This is a genomic window from Gemmobacter caeni (genome assembly GCF_003054195.1).
Classification (GTDB): domain Bacteria; phylum Pseudomonadota; class Alphaproteobacteria; order Rhodobacterales; family Rhodobacteraceae; genus Gemmobacter; species Gemmobacter caeni.
Window position 1 is genome coordinate 18,347 of the sequence record NZ_QBKP01000010.1, and the last position, 18,222, is coordinate 36,568.

General features: G+C 64.4%; 19 protein-coding genes. 10 read left to right on the forward strand and 9 right to left on the reverse strand.

Features of this window, described 5'->3' with window-relative positions:
• Positions 1 to 57: 57 nt before the first annotated feature.
• Positions 58 to 822: an IS6 family transposase gene (locus tag C8N34_RS15510; RefSeq protein ID WP_006949122.1), complete on the reverse strand. Its 765-nt coding sequence runs from the start codon at positions 820 to 822 to the stop codon at positions 58 to 60.
• Positions 823 to 1,060: 238 nt separating this feature from the next.
• Here C8N34_RS15510 and C8N34_RS15515 point away from each other — a divergent pair, with 238 nt between their 5' ends.
• The 7 genes from C8N34_RS15515 to C8N34_RS15545 all read left to right on the forward strand — a co-directional run bounded on the left by C8N34_RS15515 (position 1,061) and on the right by C8N34_RS15545 (position 4,888).
• The gene (locus C8N34_RS15515) at positions 1,061 to 1,627 is read left to right on the forward strand and encodes a recombinase family protein (RefSeq protein WP_006473455.1); all 567 of its coding nucleotides are present in this window, start codon (positions 1,061 to 1,063) and stop codon (positions 1,625 to 1,627) included.
• A 183-nt stretch (positions 1,628 to 1,810) separates the two neighbouring features.
• The gene (locus tag C8N34_RS26900) at positions 1,811 to 1,942 is read left to right on the forward strand and encodes a ribbon-helix-helix protein, CopG family (protein ID WP_006473454.1); all 132 of its coding nucleotides are present in this window, start codon (positions 1,811 to 1,813) and stop codon (positions 1,940 to 1,942) included.
• A gap of 194 nt (positions 1,943 to 2,136) precedes the next feature.
• On the forward strand, positions 2,137 to 3,015 hold the full coding sequence (locus C8N34_RS15525) for a helix-turn-helix domain-containing protein (protein ID WP_020817827.1): 879 nt from the start codon (positions 2,137 to 2,139) through the stop codon (positions 3,013 to 3,015).
• Positions 3,016 to 3,292: 277 nt separating this feature from the next.
• Positions 3,293 to 3,562, forward strand: coding sequence for a CopG family ribbon-helix-helix protein (locus tag C8N34_RS15530; protein ID WP_006473479.1), 270 nt, complete (start codon positions 3,293 to 3,295; stop codon positions 3,560 to 3,562).
• Positions 3,559 to 3,864 (forward strand): type II toxin-antitoxin system RelE/ParE family toxin, encoded by a 306-nt coding sequence (locus tag C8N34_RS15535; protein WP_006473480.1) that lies wholly within the window; start codon positions 3,559 to 3,561, stop codon positions 3,862 to 3,864. The genes C8N34_RS15530 and C8N34_RS15535 overlap by 4 nt, the downstream gene beginning before the upstream one ends.
• A gap of 67 nt (positions 3,865 to 3,931) precedes the next feature.
• Positions 3,932 to 4,555, forward strand: coding sequence for a ParA family partition ATPase (gene parA / locus C8N34_RS15540; protein WP_021316632.1), 624 nt, complete (start codon positions 3,932 to 3,934; stop codon positions 4,553 to 4,555).
• Between the two features lie 36 nt (positions 4,556 to 4,591).
• Entirely contained in the window at positions 4,592 to 4,888 is a 297-nt protein-coding gene (locus C8N34_RS15545; RefSeq protein WP_006473490.1) for a hypothetical protein, read from the forward strand.
• A gap of 272 nt (positions 4,889 to 5,160) precedes the next feature.
• Here C8N34_RS15545 and C8N34_RS15550 read toward each other — a convergent pair whose 3' ends face one another.
• A complete protein-coding gene (locus C8N34_RS15550) occupies positions 5,161 to 6,825 on the reverse strand; it encodes a type IV secretory system conjugative DNA transfer family protein (RefSeq protein WP_023512661.1) in 1,665 nt (554 codons plus the stop codon).
• A complete protein-coding gene (locus C8N34_RS15555; RefSeq protein WP_020821017.1) occupies positions 6,822 to 7,127 on the reverse strand; it encodes a hypothetical protein in 306 nt (101 codons plus the stop codon). The genes C8N34_RS15550 and C8N34_RS15555 overlap by 4 nt, the downstream gene beginning before the upstream one ends.
• 271 nt (positions 7,128 to 7,398) lie before the next feature.
• Between C8N34_RS15555 and traA the strand changes: the two genes are divergently transcribed.
• Together traA and C8N34_RS15565 are read left to right on the forward strand one after the other, a co-directional pair.
• Positions 7,399 to 11,001: a Ti-type conjugative transfer relaxase TraA gene (traA, locus tag C8N34_RS15560; RefSeq protein ID WP_024269998.1), complete on the forward strand. Its 3,603-nt coding sequence runs from the start codon at positions 7,399 to 7,401 to the stop codon at positions 10,999 to 11,001.
• 11 nt (positions 11,002 to 11,012) lie between these two features.
• Entirely contained in the window at positions 11,013 to 11,771 is a 759-nt protein-coding gene (locus C8N34_RS15565) for a DUF6118 family protein (RefSeq protein WP_006473465.1), read from the forward strand.
• 19 nt (positions 11,772 to 11,790) lie between these two features.
• Here the strand turns inward: C8N34_RS15565 and C8N34_RS15570 are convergent, their stop codons facing one another.
• From C8N34_RS15570 to C8N34_RS15585, 4 genes are all read right to left on the reverse strand, one after another.
• Positions 11,791 to 12,357: a TetR/AcrR family transcriptional regulator gene (locus tag C8N34_RS15570; RefSeq protein ID WP_008786762.1), complete on the reverse strand. Its 567-nt coding sequence runs from the start codon at positions 12,355 to 12,357 to the stop codon at positions 11,791 to 11,793.
• Between the two features lie 10 nt (positions 12,358 to 12,367).
• A complete protein-coding gene (locus C8N34_RS15575) occupies positions 12,368 to 13,879 on the reverse strand; it encodes an MFS transporter (RefSeq protein WP_003830786.1) in 1,512 nt (503 codons plus the stop codon).
• 319 nt (positions 13,880 to 14,198) lie between these two features.
• Positions 14,199 to 14,810: an AAA family ATPase gene (locus C8N34_RS15580; RefSeq protein WP_108129559.1), complete on the reverse strand. Its 612-nt coding sequence runs from the start codon at positions 14,808 to 14,810 to the stop codon at positions 14,199 to 14,201.
• Positions 14,811 to 14,838: 28 nt separating this feature from the next.
• A complete protein-coding gene (locus C8N34_RS15585; RefSeq protein WP_006949122.1) occupies positions 14,839 to 15,603 on the reverse strand; it encodes an IS6 family transposase in 765 nt (254 codons plus the stop codon).
• A gap of 89 nt (positions 15,604 to 15,692) precedes the next feature.
• Here C8N34_RS15585 and C8N34_RS26405 point away from each other — a divergent pair, with 89 nt between their 5' ends.
• Positions 15,693 to 15,863 (forward strand): hypothetical protein, encoded by a 171-nt coding sequence (locus C8N34_RS26405; RefSeq protein ID WP_170120561.1) that lies wholly within the window; start codon positions 15,693 to 15,695, stop codon positions 15,861 to 15,863.
• Positions 15,864 to 15,871: 8 nt separating this feature from the next.
• On the opposite strand, the gene C8N34_RS15590 is transcribed toward C8N34_RS26405, so the two are convergent.
• Both C8N34_RS15590 and C8N34_RS15595 read right to left on the reverse strand, forming a co-directional pair.
• The gene (locus tag C8N34_RS15590; protein WP_108129560.1) at positions 15,872 to 17,482 is read right to left on the reverse strand and encodes an FGGY-family carbohydrate kinase; all 1,611 of its coding nucleotides are present in this window, start codon (positions 17,480 to 17,482) and stop codon (positions 15,872 to 15,874) included.
• 10 nt (positions 17,483 to 17,492) lie between these two features.
• Entirely contained in the window at positions 17,493 to 18,221 is a 729-nt protein-coding gene (locus C8N34_RS15595; RefSeq protein WP_108129561.1) for an SDR family oxidoreductase, read from the reverse strand.
• Between the last annotated feature and the right edge of the window lies 1 nt (position 18,222).

The window sequence follows — 18,222 nt, forward strand, 5'->3', positions numbered from 1 at the left end:
GAAAGGGCTCTGTTGCAAACATGGGGCACGGCCGCGCGGCGTCACCCAGTTGGGGGATTAGGCAGCATTGGCGAAATGCTTATTGAGCATAATCATGGTTTCGGTCAGGGCCGAGGGTCCAATTCCGAATGCTCTTTCAACCAGGCGCACCTCCCCCATGATACCTGGCTGCAGGCACCATGCCTGGGCCTGTCCTTTGCGTAGGGCGCGCATGACCTCGAAGCCCTTGATCGTGGCGTAGGCCGTTGGCATCGACTTGAAGCCACGTACCGGCTTGATCAGCATCTTCAGCTTGCCGTGGTCGGCCTCGAGCACGTTGTTCAGATATTTCACCTGCCGGTGCTCGGTTTCCGCCGCCAGTTTGCCTTCGCGTTTCAGCTCAGCGATTGCTGCGCCGTAGCTGGGTGCCTTGTCGGTATTGAGTTTGGCCGGCTTTTCCCAGTCCTTCAGGCCACGAAGAGCTTTGCCCAGAAAGCGCTTCGCCGCTTTGGCGCTGCGTGTCGATGACAGATAGAAATCAATCGTGTCGCCCCGTTTGTCGACCGCCCGGTACAGGTAGGTCCATTTGCCCCGCACCTTTACGTAGGTCTCATCCAGACGCCAGCTCGGATCAAAGCCGCGCCGCCAGAACCAGCGGAGACGCTTCTCCATCTCCGGCGCGTAGCGCTGCACCCAGCGATAGATCGTCGTATGATCGACATCGATCCCACGCTCGGACAGCATTTCCTCGAGATCACGGTAGCTGATGCCGTATCGACAATACCAGCGCACCGCCCATAGGATGACCTCGCCGGTAAAATGCCGTCCTTTGAAATCGTTCATCGCAACTGACCTTGACAGTACATGAGCCCAATCTTGGAAACCGTGTCAGAGTTTGCAACAGAGCCCTCTCAAGTATGTGGAGTTCAGGCGACTTCATTGTTCAACCAATTTCGATGATGCTGCGTTGTCGCAAAAATTCCAAAACCCGCGACAGCTTTCTTGTCGCATAATAGGGATTTCCGCGACGGTTTGCACGAGGTAGATTCCGGGCATGTCGCCCACGAGGAAGCCCCTGCCCTTGCTTATCGGATATGCCCGCGTCTCGACCGACGGCCAGACTCTCGACCAGCAGCGCGCGGCGCTGAAAGCGGCCGGCTGCAAGCGCGTGTTCGAGGAAAAGGCATCCGGCGCGCAGCGCGGCCGCCGCGAGCTGGCGAAGATGCTGGACCATTTGCAGCCCGGGAACGTGGTGACGGTGACGCGGCTTGATCGCCTCGCCCGATCGACGCGCGATCTTCTCGACATTGCTGAGCGGATCGGCCACGCCGAGGCCGGCTTGCGTTCGCTGGCCGAGCCGTGGGCCGACACGACGACGCCGGCCGGGCGCATGGTGCTGACTTTCTTCGCCGGCGTTGCCGAGTTCGAGCGCAGCTTGATCCATGAGCGCACGAGCGCCGGCCGCGCGGCGGCGAAGGCGAAGGGCGTTCGGTTCGGCCGCCCCCCTGCCCTGTCGGCCGAGCAGATCGCACACGCCCGCCAGCTCATCAGCGAGGACAAGAAGCCGGCCGAGGTTGCCCGGCTCTTGGGTGTGCATCGCTCTACCCTCTACCGGGCCATAGAACGCATTGACGTGGATACGCATTGACGCAACTACGTTTAGTCGCCCGGCCCTAGAAGTAGTGCCTTTCTCGCCCCCTTACGCAAAGGGTTGCAGAATCGGGCGATTTCGTCTCTTCATGTAGACATGGCGAGTCGCACCCGAGAACAAGTTAAGCTGGAAAGTGTCCGAAACCTGCGCGCCCGTTGGCGCGCGGAGGGCCGGATTCTTGTGCAGGCCGATCTGCCCGGCGAGCTGGTCGCGGCGATTGACCGCCTGAAGGACGACGCGGGCTTGCGAGGGCGCGCGCCGATCATCGAGGAAGCGTTGAGGTTCTATATCGAAGCGAAGCAAGGGACATAACGGCAAAACGCCCGACCGTTGGCGCGGTCGAGCGTTTTATAGGCCGTCAGACACACCGTAGAGCCGGGGCCATCAAAGTCTCCCCTTATCTACGCTAGAGCACTCCAATTCGCAAGATTGATTCTTGCGGAAACGGGGAAAGCTGTGCCTGCCGTCCGCGCTGTCATGTCCTTCAAAAGGAAGGACGAGGGCATATGTTGAGGACGCACTACGCGGCCGCGATCGGCTGCGCGCGCGGGAACGCGCTTGATGAAATCATGCGGGAGGTTTGGACTCGATACGGCGCGGGCCAGCTCACCGACGACGAGGCCGGCGAGCTTACGACGCTCGCCCATGAGCGCCGGGCCGCCCTGCGGGGATCGGGACAGACCGCGCTAGGGTTGATCTTTCCGCCCCCTGCCCCACGCTGCCCGACACCAGTTCGCCGGCATAGCCATATCCGGGGACGATCGGAGGGCCGCATATGGCGGCCGACGACGCGCAAGGACGTGCAGGCGATCTTGAAGGCGGCCGAAATCTACAACGAGGCCGGCTTGCACGAGAAGGGCGAGCGCAGCGGGCCGCTAGGATCGGTGGCGCTGGACGTGCTGCGGCTGTTCGTCAATCTCATCGACTTCCGCACCGGCCGGCTTGAGCCGTCAATCACCACGATCATGGATCGGCTAGGCCGGTCGCGCGATACGATCGTGCGGGCGCTGAAGAATCTGCGGGCGCATGGCTTCATTGACTGGCTGCGGCGCTATGAGCCGACCGGGAACGAAGGGCGCGGCCCACAGGTGCAGCAGGCCAGCAACGCCTATCGCCTGTCCCTGCCGGAGAAGGCCCGGCAGTTCCTTGGACGGTTCGGCAAGGCTCCACCCCCGCCCGCCGATCATGGACAGGATCAGCGGGCTTGGAGCGAGGCAATCGACGCCTACAAGACCACCCTGCCCCTCGATGAGCGAACGCAGATCGACGCCGGCGATAGCCCGCTAGGACAGGCCCTTGTGCGCATGGCGAAAAACTTCATGAAACGTGAGTCCGATAACCAGACTGAATCCCCATCTGATCTTTATCTAAGAGGCAAAACATAAGCGGTCGCCGCTGTTCGGGCTGCTTACGCAGCCCTGCGGCGGTTCCGGCCCGCGTATAGGCGGGCCGGGAAACGGCACCCCCACTACCTAATCCGCACCGCTCGCGCCTGCGACCAGCGTCCTATGGCTTTCGAGAGGGAGTGAAGGGCAAGGTCGGCGCTTAATTATTTACGTTAATACGTATTGACGTGTAAACGTATTACCTTGATAGAAGGCGATGGCGGCGGCCGGGAAAACGTGCTAGAGTGTACACAATTCAACACACGGAGGCGATTCCATGACCGCCAGCACCACCATGACGATTCGGGTTAGGCCCGATGTGAAAGAAAAGCTCGACCGGATCGCGAACGACACGCAGCGAAGCAAATCCTTCCTCGCCGGCGAGGCCGTCGCCGCCTATGTCGATCGCGAGCTTGAAATCATCGACGGTATCAAGCGCGGCATGGCTGATGCAGCGGCCGGCCGAGTGATCCCCCATGCGCAGGCCGTCGCGGAAATGCGTGAGGTTATCGAGGAAGCGAAGCGCCGGAAAGCCGCGCGCGGATGAGGCCGGTTGTCTGGTCGATTGAGGCGCAGCGGGATAACCTCGAAATCCTGCGCTATATCGCAGAGGACAACCCATTCGCCGCCGAACGGGTCGTGGATGCGATCGAGGACGCCGGGAACAAGCTCGGCGAATTTGCGACCGGCCGGCCGGGGCGGGTGAGCGGAACCTATGAAAAGTCCCTCGCCCGTCATCCCTACATCATCGCCTATGAGCTGCGGGACGTGGGGGGCCGGGAAAGCGTCGTGATCGTGCGCGTCATCCACACGTCGCGCGACTGGCCGGCCGAGGAATGGCCGCACTAGCTTAAAGACGTAGTAACGTCCTTAGCTATATGCTTCAATACGTATTCACGCAAAGAAGGATTGACGCATGAACGTCATTGCGTTTTTGAGCCAGAAGGGCGGGAGCGGAAAAACCACGCTTTCGGTTCATACCGCCGTGGCGGCCGAGGCGACCGGCGAACGGGTTTGCGTCATCGACGCGGACCCACAGGAGAGCGCGACCGCATGGGCGAGCGCGCGGGAAGCCGGAACGCCGATCGTCGCCACGGCGCAGGCCGGGGAGCTGGACGCCGCGCTTAGGGCGGCCGAGGGCGAGGGCATGACCTTGGCCGTAGTGGACGCCCCGCCCCATGCCGCCCCGGCGGCCGGCCAGATCGCCCGAAGGTCGGAGCTGGTCTTGATTCCGGTCAGACCGTCCGCGTTTGACCTCGCTGCGGTCCCGGCCGCCGTCGAGATCGTGGCGGCCGCGAAAGTGCGCGGCGCGTTCGTCCTGTCTGCCTGCCCGTTCCGTGCGCCCGAGATCGGGGAGACGCGCGCGGCGCTGGAAGCCTACGGACTGCCGATCGTTCCCGGCGAGATTACCGACCGGCGCGCGTTCGCCCGCGCCGTCACGACTGGCAGCGCCGTGACGGAGTTCGAGGCCGAAGGGAAAGCAGCGGAGGAAATCCGGGCTTTGTGGGCGTGGATTAAAGGCACGTTAGAACGTAAATAGCTAAATACGTAAGCGCGTATTGAAGGAGCGAAACCTATGGCAAAGAAAGCAACCGGCCTCGCGGCCTTCACCCGCCCGAAGGCCGGCGCGGAGGCCACCAGCCTTGCAGCGATCGAGGACGATCGCCCGGCCGTGGAAATCCCGACGCCGAGGCGAAAGAGGGGAGGGGGCGAGACTGTCGCGCTTACGGTCAAGGTCCGGCGATCGGACTGGCAGCGCCTTCGCCAGCTCGCGGATGCAGAGGGAACGACAATTCAGGCGATGGCCGAGGCCGGGCTTTCGGCGGTTCTGGCACAGCACGGATTGCCGCCGATCGAGCCTTATGCACGTTGATACGTAAATAGCTAAATACGCTAATGCTTGCGCGCGTGGCCCGCCCCCCGGCCGTCCCTACGGCCCTAGATGATGAGAGCGGGCCGGCCGGGGGGCTATCGTCGCGGCCGTGGCGTTTCCCTGAATAGAGCTTGCACCAGGTCGGCGGGTGGATCGCGGCGCAAGCCGCGCCGGCCCGGAGGCGAACGCGCTCCCCAATAGCGCCGTAGAGAGCCGGAGGGCCGTTCGTAACAAAGTCCCGGCGCTATGCGCCGGGTCCGCTTCTTGTCACGTCAGGCAGCGTCATACAGCCCCCGGAACTCTGCATCGGCATAATAGGCGAGCTTGCCGGCGACGATCGGCCGTTGCCCGGCGAGGAACAGCAATTCGACATGCTGCGGCAGGTTGCGGACCTCATCGGGGGTCAGCAGCGGGCGGGCCGTGTGTTGCTCGCCGTAGGAGATGCCGGATTTATCGGAATCGAGCGCCCGGCTCATGGTCTGGAACACAACGGTTTCCTGCCCGAGCAGATCGGAGACAAGCCGGGCGCTGTCGTGATCGTTGACGCCGAACACCTGTAGGACGCCGGCATTTGACAGGAAGGTGCCGGCGCGTTGCCCGTAGGTGGCGCGGAGCTGGTGAACGTCTTGCAGGATCGGCCAGAGCTGGACGCCGTAGCCGGCCATGAGGCCCATTGCGCGCTCGACGGGGGCCAGATGGCCGAGGGCGGCGAACTCATCGAGCAGATAGAGGACCGGCACGGCCGGCTTGGCGGGATCGCGGGCCATGTCGGTGAGGCTTTGCGCGACGAGCAGGCGCAGCCAGCGGGAATAGGTGGCGAGCCGATCGGGCGGCAGGACGAGGAACACCGAGACGTTGCGGCGCTTGAGATCGGCAAAGCCGAAATCGGATCGGTCGAGGACGGCGACCATGCGCGGGCTGTCGAGGAAATGGGTATGGCGCTGCGCGGCCGAGAGGACGCCGGCCGCCTCGCGGTCGGATTTGCCGAGGTGGCGGTTTGCAGCGCGGGCGATCAGGCCGGAGGCGGCCGTTGATGCCTGCATGTCCTTCAGGAGCGCCGCGAAGGCTTCAGGGGCGAGGGTGAGATATTCGCGCAGGGTGGCGAGGTTCCGCCTGTCGCGCGGCGCGCTGGCGGCAATATGGAGGATCAGGCCGGCAATGAGCGCCTTGGCTTCCTCGTTCCAATGCGCTTCGCCGGCCATGCCCGGTTCATCGAACACGAGGGCGTCGGCCAAGGTGCTTGCATCTTCCGCGACATCGAGGCCGGCCGGGTCGAGCTGGTCGAGGGGATTGAAGGCGGCCGAGGGCTGGCCGGTGACGCCGAAGGGGTCGAGGACATGGACCGGGCCGAATTGCTGGCGGGCGCGGCCGGCGATCTTGGCATTTTCGCCCTTGGGGTCGATGCAGATCACGGAGCGGTCGGCGGTGAGCAGGTTGGGGATGATGGTTCCCACCCCTTTGCCGGTGCGCGTCGGTGCCATCGTCAGCAGATGGGCCGGGCCGTCATAGCGCAGGAGCTTTCCGGTCTTGCCGTCGCGGCCGATCAGCAGGCCGGAATCGGCGCGGGCGAGGGCGGCGGTTTCCTTGTCGGTGGCGAAGCGGGCCGAGCCGTGGGTTTCGCCGTCCATATCCCCGAAATGGATAATCAGCGGATTGGTGAGGAAGCGGAAGGCGAGCGCCAGCAGCACCAGCAGCGTGACGAGATCGAGCAGGAGAACCGGAACCGAGCCGACGCGAAAGCCGATTTGTTCGAGAGCGAAGCGGCCGCCGAAGCCGACGACGAACAGGACGATAACAAGGAGGAACAGAAGCCCGAGAAGCGGTTTCCAGATGCGGAAAGGTGCGGCGAGCAGAGCGACGAACGCCCATAGCGGATCACGCGCGGCCTGCCGCACCATGTTCTTGAACGCACCCCATGCAAGTCTCGCCTGACTCATGCGGCCGTCCCCCCGGCGCTGCCTGTCGTCTCCCCGGCCGGCGCGTTGTCGATCAGGTCGGCAAACAGTTCCTTGTCACCGGGGCGCGTCAGGAAGTCGGGCAGCTCACGCTTGAGCCATTCGCCCAAGCGCCGGGAAAATTCTTCATCCTTGCCGTGTTCGAGGCGATGCAGGACGAGCGCGCCGAGCAGCACCTTGCGGCGCGTGTCGTTGGCGCGTTCCTGCTTCGACAGACGGGCCTTGAGCGTGGCACGCTGCGCATCCAGTTCGGCCAAGCGTTGTTCGATCGTTTTGCGCGCCATTCCTCAAATCTCCTTTTCCGGTTGTTCGCCTAGACTATCATTCCCGACCGTCTTTTCCAGCGTTTGCCTGTTGCGCTTGAGTTTTCAGCGGTTTTGCAGCACAATTCCGGCCTCAGTTCATTGCATCGACCTTGCCGCGAGCGCCACACCGATCAGCGAAAGAGCGTAGCGATTGAGTTGAGAAGGGCGCACTTACGAGTTACTGCGTAACTCAGCGCGCCGCCAGCTTGGAGGCTGGCGGGAAAGGCGGAAACGGGATCGAGGCAACGGGTTGGCAATCTACCATTTCAGCATGAAGCCAGTTTCGCGGGCGGGTGGCCGTAGCGCCGTCGCCTCAATGGCTTATCGTGCCGGGGAGAAGCTGACCAACGAGCGCGACGGGATCACGCACGACTACACGGCCAAGCAGGGTGTTGAACATGCCGAGATCGTCTTGCCGGAAGGCGTGAACGCCGATTGGGCGCGGGATCGGTCGGACTTGTGGAACGCCGCCGAATTTGCCGAGAAGCGGAAGGACGCTCGCGTTGCGCGGGAGTTCGAGATTGCCTTGCCGCATGAGCTTTCGGCCGAGCAGCGGCTAGAGGCGGCGCGGGAGATGGCGCAGGAGCTGGCCGACCGCTACGGCGCGGCCGTGGACTTCGCCATTCATGCGCCGCACGAGGCGAGCGACGTTCGCAATCACCATGCCCATTTGCTTATGACCACGCGGCAGGTGACGGAGGGCGGGTTAGGCGACAAGACCTATCTTGAGCGCGAAAACAAATGGCTGTTGGCGCACGACCTGCCGACGACCGATATGCAGCTCCGCGACCTTCGCCAGAGGTGGGAGGGGATCGCCAACGAGCGCCTTGCGATGGCCGGGCTAGATATTCGCATTGACCATCGTTCGCACATGGAGCGCGGGCTAGAGATCGCGCCGACCGAGCATATGGGCGTCCATGCCACGCAGATGGAGCGGCGCGGCCTCGACGTGTCGCGGTCGCGGCTGGACGAGGAAGCGGCCCGGCGCAATGCCGAGCTGATCCGAGAGAAGCCCGAGCAGGTTCTAACCCTCATCACCGGCGAAAAGAGCGTGTTCGACCGGCACGACGTTGCGCGGGCGCTGCATCGCTACATCAACGACGACCCGCAGGAGTTCCAGAGCGCCTTTGCGAAGGTGATGGCCTCGCCGGCGCTGGTCGAGTTGCAGCCCGAGCGCGCGGACCCGGCAACGGGCGAGATCGAGCTTGCGCGGTATTCGACGCGGGAAATGGTCGAGATCGAATCCGGCATGATCGAGAGCGCGCAGCGGATGCACGGCGCGCATGGTCATGGCGTCGATCGCCGGCATGTCGAGCGGGCGATAGATCGGCAGGACGCCGCCATTCAGCGCAGCGCCGGCGATGCTTCCGCCCGGCTGTCGGACGAGCAGCGCCGGGCGATCGAGCATATCACCGGGCCGGAGAGGATCGCGGCCGTTGTCGGTTATGCCGGCGCTGGCAAGTCCACCATGCTCGCGGCCGCGCGCGAGGCGTGGGAGGCCGAGGGCTATCAGGTCCACGGCGCGGCGCTGTCGGGCAAGGCGGCCGAGGGCTTGGAGGAATCTTCCGGCATCCAGAGCCGCACCCTCGCGTCATGGTCCCGCGGTTGGGAGAACGACCGCGGCACACTCGGCCGCGGCGACGTGTTCGTGATCGACGAGGCGGGCATGGTCGGGAGCCGCCAGCTCGCCCGCTTCGTTGGCGAGGCCGAGGCGCGCGGGGCGAAGATCGTCCTTGTAGGCGACCATGAGCAGTTGCAGGCGATCGGGGCGGGCGCACCGTTTAGGGCGATCACGGAGGAAATCGGCCATGCCGAGCTGTCCGAGATTCGCCGGCAGCGCGTGGACTGGCAGCGGGAGGCGTCGGTTGACTTCGCCACGCACCGGACGGCCGAGGGGCTGGCGGCCTATCGGGATCGCGGCAATATCAGCTTTGCCGAAACCGGCGAGGACGCGCGGGGTCAGATCGTGCGCGACTACCTTGCCGATCGCGACGAGCGCCCGGACGGCACCCGCGTAGCGATGGCGCATCGCCGGGCCGATGTTCGCGCCATCAACGACGCGATCCGGGCCGAGCTACAGGACCGGGGCGAGCTGGCGCAGGGCGAGGACGCCGGCGCGCTGACCTTCCAGACCAATGACGGCAAGCGGGAGTTCGCGCCCGGCGACCGCATCGTGTTCTTGGAGAACAACCGCGACCTTGGCGTGAAAAACGGGATGCTAGGCACGGTCGATCATGTCGAGCCGGGCCGCATCATTGCCACGCTCGACGGCCGGGGCGGCGATAGTGTTTCCGTGCCGATGGGCGATTATCAGGCGATCGACCACGGCTATGCGACGACGATTCACAAAAATCAGGGGGCGACGGTGGACCGCGCCTATGTGATGGCGTCGGGGACGATGGACCGGCATCTAACCTATGTCGCCATGACCCGGCATCGTGACGGGGTGCAGCTCTACGCGGCACAGGACGAGTTCACCAATGCCGGCCGGCTGGTCGAGCATGGGGCCGCGCCCTATGAGCATGACCCGCAGAAGTCCGACAGCTATTTCGTGACGCTGGAAAACGACAAGGGCGAGCAGCGCACCCTATGGGGCGTCGATCTTGAGCGCGCCATGAAGGAGGCCGCGCCCGAGATCGGGGAGAAGATCGGCCTACAGCATGAGGGTTCCACCCCCGTCACCTTGCCGGATGGGACGCAGACGCACCGCAACACATGGAAGGTTCAGGACGCCGGCGAGCTGGCCTATAGCCAGCTAGAGCGCCGCCTGTCGCGGTCGGGCGTGAAGGAAACGACGCTCGACTATACCCGCGACTTTGCCGAGCGGCGCGGGATCGCGGAGCAAATGGGCGTCCGCAGCGAGATCGAGATTCCGGCCGAGCGCACCGGGCTACGTGCGGAACGGGAGTCGACGGCCGGGGATCATGCCCTTGATCGGAGATCCTCGCAAAAAGTTCGCGCGGATCTCGCGCAGGATCTTCGTGCAGATCCGCGCGAGGATCTCGCCGGCGATCGACAGCAGCGCCAACGGCCGTTCGAGGGCCTGAAACTCGGCCGCCGCGCCGCGCCCGAGAGCCGCGAGCCAGACCGCGCCGGCGCGGACGGCCCGCAGATCGACCAGAAACGGCCGCAGCAGGCCGAGAAGCAGCGGCGCGGTATGTTCGCCGGCCTCAAGCTCAATGCGCGTCCTGCCCCCTCACAGGAGCGCACAGAGCGGCCGGAAAGGGAAGGGAGCTTGCGGCAGGCGCCTGCGCCCGACCGGCTGGCCGAGCGGGCGCGGGGGCAGTCGCCGCTTGAGGCCGCCGTTGACCGCTATTCGCGGGCCTATCAGTCGATCGACCAGCACCGGCGCGAGGGCTTGCCGGTCCTCGACATGCAGCGGCAGGAAATAGGCGATGCCGGCCGGCAGCTCGACCAGGTGCAGGGCGGCATGAAAGATTTGCTGCGCTCGACGTTGCAAAACGACCCGGCGACGGTGCGCGCCATGACCGAGCTTTCCGGCCGGGAGCGTGTCGCGCAGGTTATCGACGGGATGAAGCGCGAAAACGCGGCGCTGCAAGACCCGAATATCAGGGCCGAGCGGTTCGTTGAACGCTGGCAGGAGCTACAGGGCCAGCGCCGGGAGCTTCGCGGCTGGCAGCACGACGATGCCCGCGCCAAGGTCGAAAGCCAGATGAACGGCATGACCAAGAGCCTTGAGCGTGACCCGCAGGTAGATTCCATCCTGCGCAATCGCCGTCAGGAACTCGGAATCGGGCAGCAGCAGCGCCGGGGGCAGAGCATCGCCCACGAGCTGCAAGAGGAAATGTCACGCAGCCGGCAACTTAGCCGGGGCATCGGTTTGGGAAGGTAGGCACGGAGAATATGGCGGAGCTGGACGACGACAGGGAAGGAATCGAGCCGGAAGCACTGGACGAGGACGCCGGCGACCCGGCCGCCGCGTTCGACGCGCTCCGGCGCACGATCGAGACGCAGGGCGCGCAGATCGGCGCGGAAATGACCGTGATGCGGCGCGGGCTGGAAGCGGCTTTCGACCAGCTCGAAAAGATCGAGCCGGCGCAGGACTACAAGCCCCAGCTCGCCCAGCTCGTGCAGGCGCTCGACAATGTTGCGGAGCGGCTGCACGGCGTAGAGCAATCGCCTATTCTCCGGCAGGGTGCGACACACTATGCGGCGCTCCTCGAGCGCAGCGGCGAGGCCCTGATACGCACCGCCGCGCAGCAGCTCGAGCGGCAGGCGTCCGACCTCGAGCGCGCCGGCCGGAACCTCGCCGCTCATACGAAAAGCGCCTACGACCGGAAAAGTCAGGATTTCCGCATATGGATGGCCGGCCTTGTCGGGCTGTTCGTCGGCATATTCCTGATTTTGCTGTTGCCGCGTTTCCTGCCCTTCTCGGCCGACACCCATGTTGCGGCGACCGTCATAGGTCAGGACCGATGGAACGCCGGCGTCACCATGATGCGGGTGGCCGATCCCCGAAGCTGGCGCGGCGTGGCCGATTCCTCGCAGCTCGTGCGCGACAATGCCGAGGCGATCGGGCAATGCGCCGAGGCCGCGCGCACGGCCGGTTCAGATCAGCAATGCACCATCACCGTGAAAGCGCCGGCAGCACCGGCGCAGTAGGGTTGTGGGGGGACACCAGTTATTTCGGGAGGTTTTCTTCCGCCTCAACAGGTCCGGCGGCCATCGCGACGAGGCGCGCCGCGATACGCTTGCGCAGTTGCTCGGGGAGCGGGCGCGACGACAGCGCCTCGTGAATCCACAGCCCATCGGCGGCAAGGCGCGAAATGAACCTGTCCAACTCGGCAGCGTCGTTTCCAATCGGCGCAGGAGGTGCCCAGCGGTCGATGACCTGTTGCCACAGATCGCCAAGCTGCCGATTGTCGGAGCTTTCCAGCATGAGCAGTAGTTCGACCCGCCGGGCAGCTCTTGCGCAGGTGTTGATGTAGGCGGCGTGTCGTTCGGCGTCTGTCGCCCTGTCCGAGGTGTTGCCGGCGCTCGCTTCCAGCTCCTGTTCCCATGAGCGAGTCAGATGCTCATGGGTGGCGAGGATCAGGGCTTCGCGCGACGGGAAATGATACAGAAGGCCGGCGCGTGTCATGCCGGTTTCGAGCGCTACGGCGTCGAGGGTGACGGCGGTGAGGCCGTCACGCTCGATGATGCTCACAATGGCTTCAAGCACTTCGAGGCGCTTGCTGGCTCTCGCCATGTCGGCTTCCTTAGTGTTGTGTGGGATAGGCTGACGATTGCGAGCCGGGACCGTAGCGCCGCAACAGGATGCCGGTGATCAGGGCACCCACGGCCAGAACACCCGCCGCCACGTACATGACGACCGTATAGGCGTGGTCGAATGCGATTCCTGCCGCTTGACGCACGACAACACCATCGGCCCCCGCCTCGTTGGCAAAGACCAGCGCCGACGCCATGCTGTCGCGGGCCGCTTCCGAGGTTCCGGCGGGGAACACGACGTTGACCGTATAGAGGTAGGCCAAAAGACTTCCGAGAATTGTGACAGCGAACAGACTGCCAAACTCGTAGGACACTTCCTCGACCGACGACGCCATGCCGGCGCGATGCACAGGCACATTGCCCACAATAGCCGTTGATGCCACCGACATTGTTGCACCTACGCCGGCACCGGTCAGCGCCAGACCGGCGATCAGCCAGCCAAGGCCATGAGTGATGCCCCATGTCGCAAGCAGGACCGCCAGCGATCCCGCCGCAAGCCCGCCAGCTATAAGGATACGTAGGCCAATACGATGCAGGAATGCACCACCGAGCAGCGCAGTCGGCAATGATCCGAGCGCCGCCGCCGAAACCAGCATCCCGGCTTCCAGCGGCGTGAAGCCCGCAACGAGCTGGAAGCGTTGCGTCGTAGCAAGCTCAACACCGCCGATGGCGAACAGGGAGAACGCGGCCGCTAGAACGCCCGATGTGAACGCGGCATTGCGGAAGATCGAGAAGTCGAGCAGCGGGAACGGCAGGCGCAGTTGCCGGCGGACGAACAGCGCTCCGGCGAGGATGGCAACCAGCAGCGAAATAGCGGGGACGGCCCACGACTGCCCGGCATGGGCAGATTCCTTGATCGCGATCACAAAAGCCGACAGCGCCACCAATGCCTGAAACGACGACACCACGTCCCAAGGCTTGGTCGCATCGCCGGCCACCTTCGGCGCAACGATCAGCGCCGAAATGAAGGCAGCGACCACTACCGGCACATTGATGAGGAACACCGACCCCCACCAGAAATGGCCGAGCAGAAAACCGCCGATGATCGGTCCGAGCGCAGCGCCGACGACCGACAACGACCCCCAGATCGCAATGGCGATGTTGCGTTCCCGGTCATCCTCGAAGGTGACGCGGATGAGGGCGAGTGTCGCGGGCATCATCGCCGCCGCGCCGACCGCCAGAAAGGCCCGCGCCCCGATCAGGATTTCCGCTGTAGGCGAATAGGCCGCCACAATCGACGCGACACCGAACAGCACGAGGCCGATGAGGAACATGCGCCGGTGACCGATCCTGTCACCCAGCGTCCCGGTGCCGAGCAGCAGGCCGGCCATGACGAGGGGGTATGCGTTGATGATCCACAACCCTTGCGTTGCCGTCGCGCCAAGCTCGCGCGTCAGGGTAGGCAGGGCCGTGTAGAGGACCGAATTGTCCAGAACGATAAGCAGGAGACCGGCGGCGACGGTCACCAGAAGAACCCAGCGGTTCGAGTGGGCGGCAGGCATGATAGCACCATTCAGTGAGAGTAGCCAAACTTTACAGACAAGTTAGTAAAGTATCAAGCGCCTGCCCGTGAGGAACTTCAGACAATGGCCGACAGCGGGGCTTCGCATTCCGGGGCGCGATCAATTTGTCGCGAAATTCCTGATTTTTGCGACAAAATCGCCGGCGCTGATTTTGCAGGGAAAAATCTGTCGCAAAAATCAGGTGCGAAAGTCAAACTTGTGCGACTGACTTTCGCGACACGTCGCGGCCCGGATTCCGCGCCGCTGCGGACGTGGTGCAGGTTTCAGGATTTGCGCGACATAAGGGGCGCGAAGGAATTTAATTCTGGATCACCAGATCAAAAGACCTTGGCGGGCAGACGCGCTCGAAATAGTAGCTTTCAACATCGTCCCAAACAGCGTGCCACGCGGCTAAAAAGCCCTCCGCGCCCTGTTCGCGCGCAGCAGTCCGTTCATGCCGCACTTTGGTCGGCACATCCACGATCACGGCGAGGTCGATCAAATCCCGAAGGAACGGAGATGCGGAATAAGCTCCTTCGAGCAGAATCGTGGGCGCTGGCGCGACTTCGGTAAATTCGTTCTTGAGGCTGTAAGTGCCATCCGGGCCTAGTCCCTGCATGAAGTCGAAAGCTCGCCACTGTGCAGGTTCCCCCTTGCGTAGAGGCTCTATTGCCTCGCGAACGCGGTCCCACTCAAAAACGCGATTCAACCGCTCCGCCACGGTTTTGTGAGGCCACTCGGATTCGGGAACCTGCGTTTGATAGAAATCATCGAGCGTAACCAAGGCTATGTCGGTCAGCTTCGCCAACCTTGCCGCAATCGTTGACTTACCGGAGCCGCTTCCCCCGTCAAGCGCCACGACAACAGGACGTGCGAGTTCGGCGCGGAGGGCTTCTATTCTCTCAAGGGCTCTGTTGCAAACATGGGGCACGGCCGCGCGGCGTCACCCAGTTGGGGGATTAGGCAGCATTGGCGAAATGCTTATTGAGCATAATCATGGTTTCGGTCAGGGCCGAGGGTCCAATTCCGAATGCTCTTTCAACCAGGCGCACCTCCCCCATGATACCTGGCTGCAGGCACCATGCCTGGGCCTGTCCTTTGCGTAGGGCGCGCATGACCTCGAAGCCCTTGATCGTGGCGTAGGCCGTTGGCATCGACTTGAAGCCACGTACCGGCTTGATCAGCATCTTCAGCTTGCCGTGGTCGGCCTCGAGCACGTTGTTCAGATATTTCACCTGCCGGTGCTCGGTTTCCGCCGCCAGTTTGCCTTCGCGTTTCAGCTCAGCGATTGCTGCGCCGTAGCTGGGTGCCTTGTCGGTATTGAGTTTGGCCGGCTTTTCCCAGTCCTTCAGGCCACGAAGAGCTTTGCCCAGAAAGCGCTTCGCCGCTTTGGCGCTGCGTGTCGATGACAGATAGAAATCAATCGTGTCGCCCCGTTTGTCGACCGCCCGGTACAGGTAGGTCCATTTGCCCCGCACCTTTACGTAGGTCTCATCCAGACGCCAGCTCGGATCAAAGCCGCGCCGCCAGAACCAGCGGAGACGCTTCTCCATCTCCGGCGCGTAGCGCTGCACCCAGCGATAGATCGTCGTATGATCGACATCGATCCCACGCTCGGACAGCATTTCCTCGAGATCACGGTAGCTGATGCCGTATCGACAATACCAGCGCACCGCCCATAGGATGACCTCGCCGGTAAAATGCCGTCCTTTGAAATCGTTCATCGCAACTGACCTTGACAGTACATGAGCCCAATCTTGGAAACCGTGTCAGAGTTTGCAACAGAGCCGCCGAAAGCGATGACGATCGTCTGTTGCGCAGCTTCGTCACCGGCGAGCCGGTCCGCGCTGGCGAGGTGATCGGTCAGCGTGCGGACGGCAGCCCGATCACCGCGCCGCATGACGGGGCGGTGATCTTTGCCAGCGGCAAGGTGAAGGCAGGAACCGAGATGTGCTTCCTCTGCCTTCACGGCGCCGCCGGGTAGTGGCACGGTCAGGGCTGGCGGAGTTCGCGAAACAGGGCCTGCAGCTTTTCATAGGCGGCGAAACGTCTGTCGTGCAGGGCGCGGCAGGCCGGGTCCGGCGTGATCGTCTCTTCCGCCACCGACATCGCGGCCATGGCCGTCGGCAGGTCGGGCCGGGCGCCATCTGCAATCGCGGCAGTCATCGCCGCGCCCAGCAGGACCGGCTCTTCCGTCGCGCAAACCGCGATGGCGGTGCCACTGGCATCGGCCAGCAACCGCCGCACCAGCGCACTGCGCCCCGCGCCGCCGCTGATCACCACGGTTTGCAGATCGGCGCCGCCCGCCTTCAGCGCGGCAACGATCTGGCGAAGCCCATAGCCGATGGCGCAGATCCCGGCGAGGTAAAGCGCGATCAGGCTGTTCTCGTCTTCCTCCAGCCCGAGGCCCGCGATAATGGCGCGGGCGCCCGGATCGGCGAAAGGCGCGCGGTTGCCAAGAAATTCCGGAACCACATGCAGATCATCCAGCAGACCGGCAAGTGGCCGGTCCACCAGTGCGCGCGCGGCCTGTGCCTCGATCCAGCCGACAAGGCCGTGCCCGGCGGCTTCGGCCTGCCGCGTTGCCTCCGGGGCCAGCGGATGCAGTCGCACCAGATGATCTATCGCCGCCCCTGCCGCAGATTGCCCACCTTCGCTCAGCCAGAGACCGGGCACCAGTGCCGAGAAGTAAGGCCCCCAGACGCCCGACACGAACGCCGGCTCAGCCGAAACGTTCAGCGTGCAGGCCGAGGTGCCAAAGACATAGGCCATGCGCTGAGCCAGATCGCCCGGCAGGCCCTGCGCCCCCAGCGTGCCCACCGCCCCGGCATGGGCGTCGATCAGCCCCATGCCCACGGCCACCCCGGCCGGAAGCCCAAGCTCCGCCGCGGCTGCGGCCTGCAGCGCGCCGGGAATGGCGGTGCCGGGCGGGCGGATCTCCGGCCCGATGCGGGCAAAACCCGCCTCCGCCAGATCCGCGAGGCCGATGGCCCGGAAATAGGAGGCATCCCATGCCTGCTCATGCGCCATATAGGTCCATTTGCAGGCCACCGTGCAGGTGGATCGCCACAGGCTGCCGGTGGCTTTCCACGTCAGGAAATCCGTCAGATCCATGAAATGCGCCGCCCCGGCATAGGTGTCGGGCAGATGCTCTTTCAGCCACAGAAGCTTCGGCGTCTCCATCTCGGGTGAGATTCGCCCGCCCACATGGTCAAGCACCCGATGGCGGGTGGCGTTGATCCGCCCGGCCTGCGCCTCGGCGCGGTGGTCCATCCAGACGATCACATTGCGGTCCGCCTCGCCTGCGTCATTCACTGGCAGGGGACGGCCTTCAGGGCCAAGGACGACCAGCGAGCAGGTCGCGTCAAAGCCGATGCCACGCACAGCCTGCGGCGACCGGCCCGACAGCGCCAGCGCACTGCGCGTGGCCTGACACACCGCTGCCCAGATATCCGCCGAGGATTGTTCCACATGATGCGGCCTGGGGCGCCAGATCTTCAGCGGGTGGCTGGCGGTCGCAAGCAGCTGTCCGCTTGCGTCAAAGACACCGGCCCGCGCACTGCCGGTTCCGACATCGACGCCGATGTAACAGGCCGGGGTCATCACACCCTCCTTACAGGTCAAGATTGCGGGGCACGATCACCAGATCGCGGATCGTGACATTCGGGTCGCGGGTCAGCATGAATATCACCGCCTCCGCCACTTCGGCGGGCTGCATCAGGCTGCCTTCGGCCAGGGCCTGCTCCAGCTTCTCGCGCGGCCAGTCGTCAATCAGGGGCGTCACCACCGGGCCGGGCAACACCGCGCCCACACGGATGCCCTGCCCCATCACCTGCCGCCGCACGGTGTGAACGAAGGCCTGCACCGCGAATTTGGAGGCGGTGTAGATCGGCTCCCAGATCACCGGCACCACCCCCGCCACCGAGGAGGTCATGATGATGTCGCCGGAACCGCGCTGCACCATATGGCCCAGAACCGCATGAACCGAGCGGAAGGCCGCGTTGATGTTCAGGTTCAGCACCCGGTCCCAGACGGCGGGGTCGCCCCCGGCCACCGCGCCGCCGACATAGGCCCCGGCATTGGCGTGGAAGATGTCCAGCCCCGATGCCCGATCCAGAATGGCGGGCATCATCCCGGCCACGCTTTCGGCGTCCAGCAGATCGACGACCAGCGGAAGGGCCGCAGGCCCGAGTTCGGCTACCGCCCGGTCCAGCGCAGCGGCATCACGGTCGATGAGGAAGGTTCGCACCCCGGCCCCCACCAGATGCCGCGCACATTCCAGCCCGATCCCCGAGGCGGCCCCGGTGATTGCCGCTGTCTTTCCGTTCAGTGTCTGTGCCATG

Bases quoted from the DNA above. Each gene is read 5' to 3' on its own strand.
- C8N34_RS15595 (WP_108129561.1), bottom strand. From the start codon at position 18,221: ATGGCACAGACACTGAACGGAAAGACAGCGGCAATCACCGGGGCCGCC.
- C8N34_RS15550 (WP_023512661.1), bottom strand. From the start codon at position 6,825: ATGAGTCAGGCGAGACTTGCATGGGGTGCGTTCAAGAACATGGTGCGG.
- C8N34_RS15525 (WP_020817827.1), top strand. From the start codon at position 2,137: ATGTTGAGGACGCACTACGCGGCCGCGATCGGCTGCGCGCGCGGGAAC.
- C8N34_RS15590 (WP_108129560.1), bottom strand. From the start codon at position 17,482: ATGACCCCGGCCTGTTACATCGGCGTCGATGTCGGAACCGGCAGTGCG.
- C8N34_RS15570 (WP_008786762.1), bottom strand. From the start codon at position 12,357: ATGGCGAGAGCCAGCAAGCGCCTCGAAGTGCTTGAAGCCATTGTGAGC.
- C8N34_RS15575 (WP_003830786.1), bottom strand. From the start codon at position 13,879: ATGCCTGCCGCCCACTCGAACCGCTGGGTTCTTCTGGTGACCGTCGCC.
- C8N34_RS15510 (WP_006949122.1), bottom strand. From the start codon at position 822: ATGAACGATTTCAAAGGACGGCATTTTACCGGCGAGGTCATCCTATGG.
- C8N34_RS15545 (WP_006473490.1), top strand. From the start codon at position 4,592: ATGGCAAAGAAAGCAACCGGCCTCGCGGCCTTCACCCGCCCGAAGGCC.
- C8N34_RS15565 (WP_006473465.1), top strand. From the start codon at position 11,013: ATGGCGGAGCTGGACGACGACAGGGAAGGAATCGAGCCGGAAGCACTG.
- C8N34_RS15555 (WP_020821017.1), bottom strand. From the start codon at position 7,127: ATGGCGCGCAAAACGATCGAACAACGCTTGGCCGAACTGGATGCGCAG.
- C8N34_RS15585 (WP_006949122.1), bottom strand. From the start codon at position 15,603: ATGAACGATTTCAAAGGACGGCATTTTACCGGCGAGGTCATCCTATGG.
- parA (WP_021316632.1), top strand. From the start codon at position 3,932: ATGAACGTCATTGCGTTTTTGAGCCAGAAGGGCGGGAGCGGAAAAACC.
- C8N34_RS15530 (WP_006473479.1), top strand. From the start codon at position 3,293: ATGACCGCCAGCACCACCATGACGATTCGGGTTAGGCCCGATGTGAAA.
- C8N34_RS15535 (WP_006473480.1), top strand. From the start codon at position 3,559: ATGAGGCCGGTTGTCTGGTCGATTGAGGCGCAGCGGGATAACCTCGAA.